The organism is Frankia nepalensis (assembly GCF_016786325.1).
Lineage (GTDB): Bacteria > Actinomycetota > Actinomycetes > Frankiales > Frankiaceae > Pseudofrankia > Pseudofrankia nepalensis.
This window is the reverse complement of sequence record NZ_JADWYU010000060.1, coordinates 1-9,177: the sequence shown is the minus strand read 5'-3', so window position 1 is coordinate 9,177 and position 9,177 is coordinate 1. Positions and strand designations below refer to the sequence as shown.

The window sequence follows — 9,177 nt, the reverse complement described above, 5'->3', positions numbered from 1 at the left end:
ATTTCGTCAACCGGCCCCGTCGTCGTCAGGCCAGCGGTCGTCAGGCTCGCAGGAGGCGGCCGGGGGTGGCGTCGGGGAGGTCCTCGCCGGCGAAGCGGGTGGCGACGCCGTTGACCCAGGTGTGCTCGACGCCGGTGCTGCGCACGACGAGGCGGTCCGCGCCGCTGGGCTGGTCGTGGACCCGCTCGACCGCGGTGGTGCCGACGGTGTCGGGATCGAACACGACCAGGTCGGCGTAGAAGCCGGGCTGGACGAGGCCTCGCTCCGCGAGGCGGAACGCCTGGCGCGGCTGGCCGGTGAGCTTCCAGACCGCCTCCTCCAGCGAGAGGGCCTTGCGCTCGCGAACCCAGTGGCCGAGCAGGTGGGTGGAGTAGCAGGCGTCGCAGAGCTGGCTCGCGTGCGCGCCCGCGTCCGAGAGGCCGAGCAGGGTCCGCCTGTCGGCCAGCAGGTCGGCGAGCTCGCTGTCGCCGTCGTTCTCCAGCACGACGCGGAAGCGGGTCGTGCCGGTGTCGGACAGCGCCAGGTCGAGCATCAGGTCGAACGGCGTGGTGCCTCGCTCGCTGGCCAGCCGGTCCAGCGGGATGCCGACGAGGTCGCCGTGGGTCTCGGTCTCCTCGACGTCGATCTTGTGCCAGCGGTGGTTCCAGGCCTCGAGCGTCGCCGGCCGCGCCCGGTCCCGCCAGGACGCGTCCCGGTACAGGTCTCCCCGCCGCTCCCGCGGCAGCGCGAGGACCTCTTTCCACTCGTCCACGGCGGCCAGTGGGGTCGGGTCGTCCATGGTGGTCTGCATGACGATGGGCCGGCAGGCGATCTGCGGGTAGACCTCGCCCGGCAGCTTCGCGCCGCGTTCGACGGTGCGCAGCGCGGAGCCGGGCTTCTCCGCCCGGGTGACCAGCGCCGTCCAGGTGACAGGGATGCCGTAACGGGTGGCGATCTCGGAGAACTGGTCGACGAACAGGCCGGGACCGATCGAGACGGCGAGCACGCCCTTGCCGGCCTCGCCGAGGACCTCCGCCAGCTGGTAGACCTCGTCCACCTCGGCGAACCGGCTCGGCACGGGCCGGCCGTACGCGCCGGAATGGGCGGGCTGGCGGGAGGTGGAGAACCCGATCGCGCCGGCGTCGAGCGCCTCGCGCACGAGTGCGCGCATCGTGGCGAGCTCGTCCTCGGTCGCCGGGCGTTCCTCGCCGCCGGTGACGAACAGGCGCAGCGGGGAGTGGCCGATGAAGGCGCCGACGTTGAGGCGCTTGGACCGGGCGTCCAGCGCGGCCAGGTACTCGGGGAACGTCTCGAAGCACCAGTCGATGCCGGCGTTGAGCGCCTCCATCGACATGCCCTCGACGTTCTCCAGGAGGCGGACGATCAGGTCGCGGTGCTCCGGGCGGGTCGGGGCGACGCCGAAGCCGCAGTTGCCCATGACGACGCTGGTGACCCCGTGCCAGCTCGACGGGGTGAGGTCGCCGTCCCACAGGATCTGGGCGTCGTAGTGGGTGTGGACGTCGACGAAGCCGGGCGCGAGCACGAGCCCGCCCAGGTCCACCACCTCGGTGTCGGCCGTGGGCGTGAGCTCGCCCGGTGCCCCGACGGCGGCGATCCGGTCGCCGGCCACGGCGACGTCGGCGGGACGCGCCGGCCCGCCGGTCCCGTCGATCAGTGTGGCGTTGCGCAGCAGCAGGTCCATCAACGCTCCGATCGGTCATGCGGCGAGCCAAATCACCCAACAAATTAGCAAACACTCGCTCACTTATCGACCGTCCGGTGATGGCCGGGCGGCGCGCGCCCCGCCCCGCCGATGGGCGCCAGATAGTTGTATGGGAAAGTAATTCCGCCCACGCCTGCCGGCGGCGCTCCTGGCGACGGGCCCGGCGGCGACTGGGCGTGTGCCTGAGCCTCGACGTCCCCCGTCCGGGAGCCCTCCAGGAAGGACCGACATGACGCAGGAACCCGCCCAGGCACCAGCCGGGCCATCGGCATTCACCCGGCGGGCCGTCCCGGCGCTGGCCTTCGTCGGCGGCGTCACCATCCTGGCCGGCTGCGGCGACGACGGCGCCGCGCCCACCGCCGCGGCCACGTCGCCCTCCTCGGCGGCCCCGACGACGACGGCCCCGTCCACCCCCTCGCCGACCGCTACCTCGCCGACCGCCGCGCCAACCACCGAGGCGCCCCAGGGCGGCGGGGCCACCCAGCCCCCGCAGCAGCCCCCGCGGCAGCAGCCCCAGCAGCCTCCGCAGCAGCAGCCACCACCCCAGCAGCCGCCGGCGACGCAGGCACCGCCGCCGCCCCCGCCGGCCGGCACGCGGCTCGCCAGCGTCAGCGAGGTCCCCTCCGGCGGCGGCGTCATCCGCCAGGGTGTCGTGCTGACCAACGCGGGCGGCACGGTGCGCGGCTTCTCCGCGACCTGCACCCACCAGGGCTGCACGGTCGGCGACGTCTCCGGCGGCACGATCAACTGCCCCTGCCACGGGAGCCGGTTCGACGCGGCGTCCGGCGCCGTCGTCGCCGGGCCTGCCCAGCGGGCGCTGCCCGGCGTGCGGGTGGTCGTCCAGGACGGCGTCGTCTACCGGCCCTGACCCGGTTCCCGGCCCCGCTGCCGGCCGCCGGCGCCGGCCCGCCGGCCGCGGGGCGGTTCCGGCCGGCGGCTACGGCTGGCGGACGACCTTGCTGGCGAGCAGGGCGTCGACCTCGTCGGCGGAGAAGCCAAGGCCGGCGAGGATGGCCGCGCTGTGCTCGCCGATGCCGGGCAGCGCCAGCGCCGGCCCCTCGGTGGTGGGCTGGCCGTAGCGGGGGAGTGGGCCGATCTGCTCGAAGTGGCCCCACTCGGCGACCTCGTAGGCCGCCACCCGGCCGAGCTGGCGGTTGACCGGGTCGTCGAGGATGGCGCGCCGGAACTCGTCGCGGCTCGCCGGGCGCGCGAGCTCGGCGAGCAGGCCCACGGACCGCAGGCGCGCCACCCACCCGGTCGCGGGGCCGGCCGCGAAGGCCTTCTCCAGCAGCGCCTCGGCCGCGCGGGCCGCCTCGTCCCGGGCGCCACCGCGCAGCGGGGCGTACGTCGCGAGCCGACCCCCGGCAGGGGGCTCGCCGCCCGCCAGCAGCCCGCGCAGCCGCGTCCAGGCCTGCTCGTCCGGCACCACCAGCGCGAACCACTCGCCGTCACCGGCCTGGTAGAGCCGGTACCCGGGGCCGTAACCGGTCTGCGCCGCGTCGAGGGTGGGACCTGCCACGAGCGCGCCGTCGCGCAGGAACGAGCCGCTCTGCAGCAGCATCCCGGCGCCGAGCAGGCTGCTCGCGACCTCCCGGCCAGCGCCCGGGGTACCGGCCGGGTCGACGACCCGCGAAGTCCGCTGGGGGGTCTGCCCGGGCGTCGGGGCGTCCCGGGCGTACAGGCCGGCGAGGATCGCGTTCGCCGCCACCCAGCCGCCGGTCACGTCGAGCGGGATCCAGGTCGCCGCGATCGGTTCGTTGCCCTCGCCGCCGATGGACTGCTCGAGGCCGGTGACGGCCTGCATGAGCGCGTCGTTGCCCGGTTGCCGCGCCCGCGGGCCGGTGGGGCCGAAGGCGCTGGCGTGGCAGTAGACCGCGGTCGGGTTGATCCGGGCGACGTCGGCGGCGCCGATGCCGAGCCGCTCGGCGACCCCGACCCGGAAGTTGTGCAGCACGACGTCGGCCCACCGGATCAGCCGCTCGACGACGGGGCGGGCCTCGGGGGCGGTGATGTCGATCGCGATGCTGCGCTTGCCGCGCTGGCAGGCGGCGACGGCGTAGGCCGCCGCCCGCATGGCCTCGCCCTCGGGCGGCTCGACCTTGATGACGTCGGCGCCGAGGTCGGCGAGCACCTGGGCGGCCAGCGGCCCGGCGACGAACGCGGAGAAGTCGGCGACCCGCACACCGCGCAGCGGCGCCGCCGCGCCGTCGGCGTCGACGGCCGGCACGTCCGGGGGCACCCAGGTCTCCGCCTGCGTGCCGGGTGGCGCGGCCGGCTCCGGCAGTGGGCCCACCGTGATCGGCGAGCCGAGCATGACGTCCCGGTCCCGGGCGACGGCGAGGCCGATCTCGGTCAGGTGCGGGTCGCGCAGGGCCTCGCCCGGGCCGAGTACCGGCTCGCAGGCGACGCCGGCGCGGCGCAGCCGCTCGATCCAGACGTCGCGGGGCAGCAGGGCGAACGGGGCGCGCCAGCGCTGGGCCCTGTCCTGCAGCTTCCCGGTGGCCTGGTCGGTGTAGTAGCCCTCGGCGCTCGGCTCGTCGCCCAGGACCTCGATGAGCTTGGCGTACATGCCCTTGCCGCCGAACCAGACCTGGATCAGCTCGTCGTCGGCGCAGCGGTAGAGGAAGTTCGGGAACGTCGAGCCGAGCTCCCAGTAGCCCTCGACCTCGGGCTTCGCGCGCTCGGAGCGCCCGATCATGCACCCGAGGGTGGCGAGCATCCCGTCGTAGAGGGACGTCTCGGCCCAGCCGCCGACGCCCCGGACGGCCCGGCGGCGCAGCAGCGCGAGCACCGACGCGGTGAGCAGCCCGGCGGTCCCGATGCCGGTGGCCCGGACGTCGACGAAGATCGGCCCGTCACGGTGGCCGGCGAGCTGGGAGCAGAAGCCGGCGCGCGCCTCGACGAGCAGCCCGTAGTCCTCGACGAGGCCGGTCGCCGTCCGGCTGGGCCGGCAGCGGGCGTAGACCAGGCGGGGGTTGACGCCGACCAGGTCCTGGTAGCCGAGCCCGCGGCCCTCCACCAGCGCCTCGGCGCCGTAGACGAGCGCCGCGTCGGCCTCGGCGAGCAGCGCGCGCGCCGGCTCGGCTTCGTCGGTCGCGACGACCCGCTTGTCCCGGTGCCAGGCCTGGCCCCAGGGCACGTCGGCGTCGATGCCGATCCCGGCGGCGCCGACGACCCGGACCACCTCGGCGCCGAGATCGGCTAACAGCATCCCGGGAACGCCGCCGGCGAGCCCGAGACCGAGCTCGCTGGTCCCGACCGCGACCTCGACCACCCGCAGGCCCGTGAGCGGCCCGGCCGTGGTCATGACGACGCCCTCGATGCCGCCGGCACCGCCCCCGGCGCCGCGGTGGCGGGCAACGTGAGGCGGGGGAGGACCTCCTCGGCGGCGAGGGTGACCACCTCCAGGGTGTCCTCGTGTGCCGCCGGCGAGATGACGAAGTGCCGCACGCCCGCGTCGACGTACTCCTGGAGCCGGGCCGCCACCTGCTCGGGCGTGCCCGACGGGGCGACCTTGTCGAGCATCGCCGCGGGCTTGTCGCCGTAGGCGCCGCCGAGGAACGACACGACGTCGTCGCGGGCCCGGTCGCCGTCGCGGCGGATCGAGCAGTAGACGTACATCATCCACTCGAAGCCGGTCTCGGCGAGGTCGCGCCCGGCGGCGGCCGCCTCGGTCTGGATGGTCGCGACCGAGCGGGCGTAGGCGCTCGGCGAGACCAGGTACGGCAGCCAGCCGTTCCCGAGCCTGGCCGCCCGGCGCATCGCCGGTTCCTTGCGGCCCGAGACCACCAGAGGCGGGCCGCCGGGCCGACCGCCGGCCGGCGAAGGATCTCCGGGCGGCGGCGTGACCGGGCGCAGCGTGATGTCGTCGACGTCGAAGTACTTGCCGTGGTGGGTGACCGGCTCGCCGCTCCAGAGCCCGCGCAGCAGCGCCATCGCCTCGTCGGTGCGCCCGCCGCGCTCGGCGACGGGGACGCCGACGGAGTCGAACTCGTGCCGGAACTCGCCGCCGACGCCGACCCCGACGGTCACCCGCCCCCCGGACCTTGCGTCCAGGTCGGCGAGCTGCTTGGCCACGATCACCGGTGGGTACAGCGGGAGCAGCAGGATCGCGGTGCCGACCCGGACGCGCTCGGTCCAGGCGGTCATCAGCGCCAACCGGGTGATGGCTTCGCCGGTCCCGGTCGGGGGCAGGATGTGCCCGCCCTGCCAGACGGACTCGATGGGGAGCCGCTCCACGGCCGCGAGCCAGTTCCGCTCGGGCTCGGGGAGCGCGGCGGCGCCGAGGACGATGCGATCAGGCAACCGGGGACTCCTTCGCGACGGGCTGGCGCCGGCGGCCGTGGCCGCCGGGCCCACCGAGACGATGCCTCGCGGCGGGCTGTGCCCGGACGTCCCGGATCGCCGATCCGGCGGGAATCCTGTCGCCGATCCGGCGGGGACACCGGTGCGCGTCCGGCCTCGTGGCGCTAGATTGCGAAGTGAGCGTACACTCCGCAAGTCCTGCCCGCCACCAGCTCGAGAGGGACCCGTGACCGCGACCCCGACCGCCCCCGTCGGCATACCGCCGGCCGTCACCGAGGAGACCGCCCCCTTCTGGGAGGCGGCCGCGGCGGGGCGGCTGCTGGTCGAGCGCTGCGTCCGATGCGAGGCCGAGTCGTTCCCGCCGTACGGGATGTGCCGCGCCTGCCGGGGCCGCGACGTCGAGCACGTCGAGATCACCGGCCCGGGCCACGTCTACAGCTTCACGGTCAACTACCAGCGCTGGATGCCCGGCCTCGAGGTTCCGTACGCCCTCGTCCTGGTCGAGTTCGCGGGCCATCCGGGAGTACGGGTGTTCGGCCGGCTGCGCGGCTGCCCGCCCCAGGAGGCGCGGATCGGGATGGCGGTCGAGGTCGGTTTCGAGCCCGGGCCGGGCGGCTACGCCGTCCCCAGCTTCATCGCCGTCGCCGCCGAGAGCGCCGTCCCCGCCGAGGGCGCCGCCGGCGCCGAGAGAGCGGCGTGACCGGCATGGGCACCGACCTGTTCGAGCGGCGGGTGGTCATCTCCGGCGTCGGCCAGTCGGCGATCGGGCGGCAGCTCGACCGGTCCGGCTTCCAGCTGACCATCGACGCGATCCTCGCGGCCGTCGCCGACGCGGGCCTCACGGTCGACGACATCGACGGGCTCGCGATGTTCCCGGGCGGCGGCAAGGCCAACCTGCCCGGCTACGCCAACGGCAACCTGTACGAGATCCAGGACGCGCTGCGGGTCACCACCACCTGGCGGCAGGGGATCATCGAGGGCATGTGCCTGCCGTTCTACGGCCCCGCGATGGCGGTCGCCACCGGCCAGGCCCGGCACGTCGTCGTCTGGCGCACGGTCAAGGAGGGCAGCGCGGCCCGCAACGCGGGCGGCCGGCCGGCCTACGGGTCGACGAACTCGGCCGCCGAGGGGCCGCTGGCCTGGCTGCTGCCCGTCGGCGCGCTCTCCCCGGTCTGCCAGCTCGCCCCGTACACGACGCGGTACATGCACGAGTACGGCGTCACCCGCGAGCAGCTGGCCTGGATCCCGGTCACCCAGCGGGCGCACGCCGCCCTCAACCCCGACGCGGTCTACCGCTCGCCGCTGACCGTCGACGACTACCTGGCGTCCCGGATGATCTCGTCGCCGATCTGCCTCTACGACTGTGACGTGCCGGCCGACGGCGCGACCGCGATCGTCGTGTCCGCCGCTGAGACCGCCGCCGACCTGCGGGCGCCGGTCGGCGTCGAGGCGATGGCCGGCGTCGTCGACGGCCGGCCGAGCTGGGAGCAGTGGGAGGACATGGGCCGGGTCGGCTACGCCACCGCGGCCGCGATGTGGGCCCGCACCGACCTGCGTCCCGCCGACGTGGACGTCGCCGAGATCTACGACGGCTTCACCATCGAGGCCGTCTGGTGGTTGGAGGCGATGGGCTTCTGCGGGCCGGGGGAGGCGGGGGCGTTCGTCGAGGGCGGCAAGCGGATCTCCCTCGGCGGCGAGCTGCCGCTGAACACGTGGGGCGGCCAGCTCTCCGGGGGCCGGCTGCACGCCGCGTTCGGCCACACCGCCGAGGCGGTCCGCCAGCTGCGCGGCGAGGCGGGCGACCGGCAGGTGGCCGGTGCCCGGGTCGCGGCGGTCACCAGCGTCGGCGGCTACGAGGCGGGCGCGGCCCTGCTGACCAGCTGGCCGCGCTGACTGACGTTCCGCTGGCCGCGCCAGCGCGGCGAGCGACCTACCTAGCGCACCTACCTAGAGAGGAACGGTGACGATGAGCGGCCGGGCGGGCAGGGTCGAGGGCAAGGTGGCGATCGTGACCGGAGCGGGCTCCACGCCCGGCCCCGGTGTCGGCACGGGCAAGGCGAGCGCGGTGGTGCTCGCGCGCGAGGGGGCGAGCGTGCTGCTCGTCGACCTGTACGCGGAGCGGGCCGAGGAAACCAGGAAGGTGATCGAGGCCGAGGGCGGCAAGGCCGAGGTGTTCGCCGGCGACTGCACCAAGGCCGCCGCCTGTGAGGCGATGGTCAAGGCCGCCGTCGACGCGTTCGGGACCGTCGACATCCTCGTCAACAACATCGGGCTCGCGTCGGTCGGCACGGTCGTCGACATCACCGAGGAGGCCTGGGACCGGGCGCTGGACATCAACCTGCGCACGATGTTCCTGGCATGCAAGTACTCGATCCCGGTCATGGCGGCGCAGGGCGCGGGCTCGATCGTCAACATCTCGTCGATCTCCGGCCTGCGTGGCGATGGCACGATCGCCTACTCGGCCGCCAAGGGCGCCATGCTCGCGATGACCGTCGAGATGGCCTACGCGCACGGCCGCGAGGGCGTCCGGGTCAACGCGATCGCCCCCGGCCACATCGTCACGCCCATGGTGCTCTCGATCCCCGGCCAGTCGTCGGAGTACGTCGACACGCTGCGCAAGGAGGCCGGCCTGCTCGGCACGGAGGGCACCGGCTGGGACGTCGCCGCCGCGGTCGCCTTCCTGGCCAGCGACGACGCCCGCTGGGTCACGGGCGTCACCCTGCCGGTCGACTCCGGGGTCCTGACCGTCACCCCGCTGGCGATGGCCAGACGCCTGCGCGCCATCCCCGACTGAGTTTCTGGTTCGCTCCGTCCGGGCGGCGCGCTCCGGCGCCGTGCTCGCTTCGCTCCCACGACACCTCCGCGCGCCGTCCTCCTCCGCGAACGTGCGCTCCGGCGACCTCCGCTGCGGCCCTCCTTGCCTCGCTTCGCTCGCAAGGAGGGCCTCCGCGGAGGCGCGCCTGCGCGCCAGCTCGGTTGCGTGGTCCTGCGCGTTCCGTGCCGGGCTCTACTCCATGGGGATCCACGTCGCTTCGCTCGGGGCCGGGCGTCCGCGGAGCCCCGCCACGAGCGGAGCGAAGTGGCCTCCCCGCGGGGAGCGGTTGATTCGTGACGTTGCGGTGTTACGCGACTGAGCTGGCGCGGAGGCGCGCCTCCGCGGAGGCCCGTCC

7 protein-coding genes are annotated in these 9,177 nt (G+C 75.0%); 4 read left to right on the top strand and 3 right to left on the bottom strand.

Annotation, left to right across the window (positions count from 1 at the left end):
* Positions 1-40: 40 nt before the first annotated feature.
* On the bottom strand, positions 41-1,681 hold the full coding sequence (locus I6A81_RS02725; RefSeq protein ID WP_203006924.1) for an N-acyl-D-amino-acid deacylase family protein: 1,641 nt from the start codon (positions 1,679-1,681) through the stop codon (positions 41-43).
* Positions 1,682-1,931: 250 nt separating this feature from the next.
* On the opposite strand from I6A81_RS02725, the gene I6A81_RS02720 reads away from it, so the two are divergent.
* Positions 1,932-2,570, top strand: coding sequence for a Rieske (2Fe-2S) protein (locus I6A81_RS02720; RefSeq protein ID WP_238430766.1), 639 nt, complete (start codon positions 1,932-1,934; stop codon positions 2,568-2,570).
* Between the two features lie 69 nt (positions 2,571-2,639).
* On the opposite strand, the gene I6A81_RS02715 is transcribed toward I6A81_RS02720, so the two are convergent.
* On the bottom strand, positions 2,640-5,009 hold the full coding sequence (locus I6A81_RS02715) for a CoA transferase (RefSeq protein WP_203006923.1): 2,370 nt from the start codon (positions 5,007-5,009) through the stop codon (positions 2,640-2,642).
* On the bottom strand, positions 5,006-6,007 hold the full coding sequence (locus I6A81_RS02710; RefSeq protein WP_203006922.1) for an LLM class flavin-dependent oxidoreductase: 1,002 nt from the start codon (positions 6,005-6,007) through the stop codon (positions 5,006-5,008). Before I6A81_RS02710 ends, I6A81_RS02715 begins: the two co-directional genes overlap by 4 nt.
* Positions 6,008-6,233: 226 nt before the next feature.
* Here I6A81_RS02710 and I6A81_RS44660 point away from each other — a divergent pair, with 226 nt between their 5' ends.
* The 3 genes from I6A81_RS44660 (at position 6,234) to I6A81_RS02695 (ending at position 8,801) form a co-directional block, all read left to right on the top strand.
* Positions 6,234-6,707 (top strand): Zn-ribbon domain-containing OB-fold protein, encoded by a 474-nt coding sequence (locus tag I6A81_RS44660; protein ID WP_203006921.1) that lies wholly within the window; start codon positions 6,234-6,236, stop codon positions 6,705-6,707.
* A 5-nt stretch (positions 6,708-6,712) separates the two neighbouring features.
* Positions 6,713-7,900: a thiolase family protein gene (locus I6A81_RS02700; protein ID WP_203006925.1), complete on the top strand. Its 1,188-nt coding sequence runs from the start codon at positions 6,713-6,715 to the stop codon at positions 7,898-7,900.
* Between the two features lie 73 nt (positions 7,901-7,973).
* Positions 7,974-8,801, top strand: a complete 828-nt coding sequence (locus tag I6A81_RS02695) for an SDR family NAD(P)-dependent oxidoreductase (RefSeq protein ID WP_203006920.1) — start codon at positions 7,974-7,976, stop codon at positions 8,799-8,801.
* The last annotated feature ends 376 nt before the right edge of the window (positions 8,802-9,177 follow it).

What these genes read in the sequence shown, in the direction of transcription:
- I6A81_RS02725 (WP_203006924.1), bottom strand. Translation starts at nt 1,681, where the DNA reads ATGGACCTGCTGCTGCGCAACGCCACACTGATCGACGGGACCGGCGGG.
- I6A81_RS02720 (WP_238430766.1), top strand. Translation starts at nt 1,932, where the DNA reads ATGACGCAGGAACCCGCCCAGGCACCAGCCGGGCCATCGGCATTCACC.
- I6A81_RS02715 (WP_203006923.1), bottom strand. Translation starts at nt 5,009, where the DNA reads ATGACCACGGCCGGGCCGCTCACGGGCCTGCGGGTGGTCGAGGTCGCG.
- I6A81_RS02700 (WP_203006925.1), top strand. Translation starts at nt 6,713, where the DNA reads ATGGGCACCGACCTGTTCGAGCGGCGGGTGGTCATCTCCGGCGTCGGC.
- I6A81_RS02695 (WP_203006920.1), top strand. Translation starts at nt 7,974, where the DNA reads ATGAGCGGCCGGGCGGGCAGGGTCGAGGGCAAGGTGGCGATCGTGACC.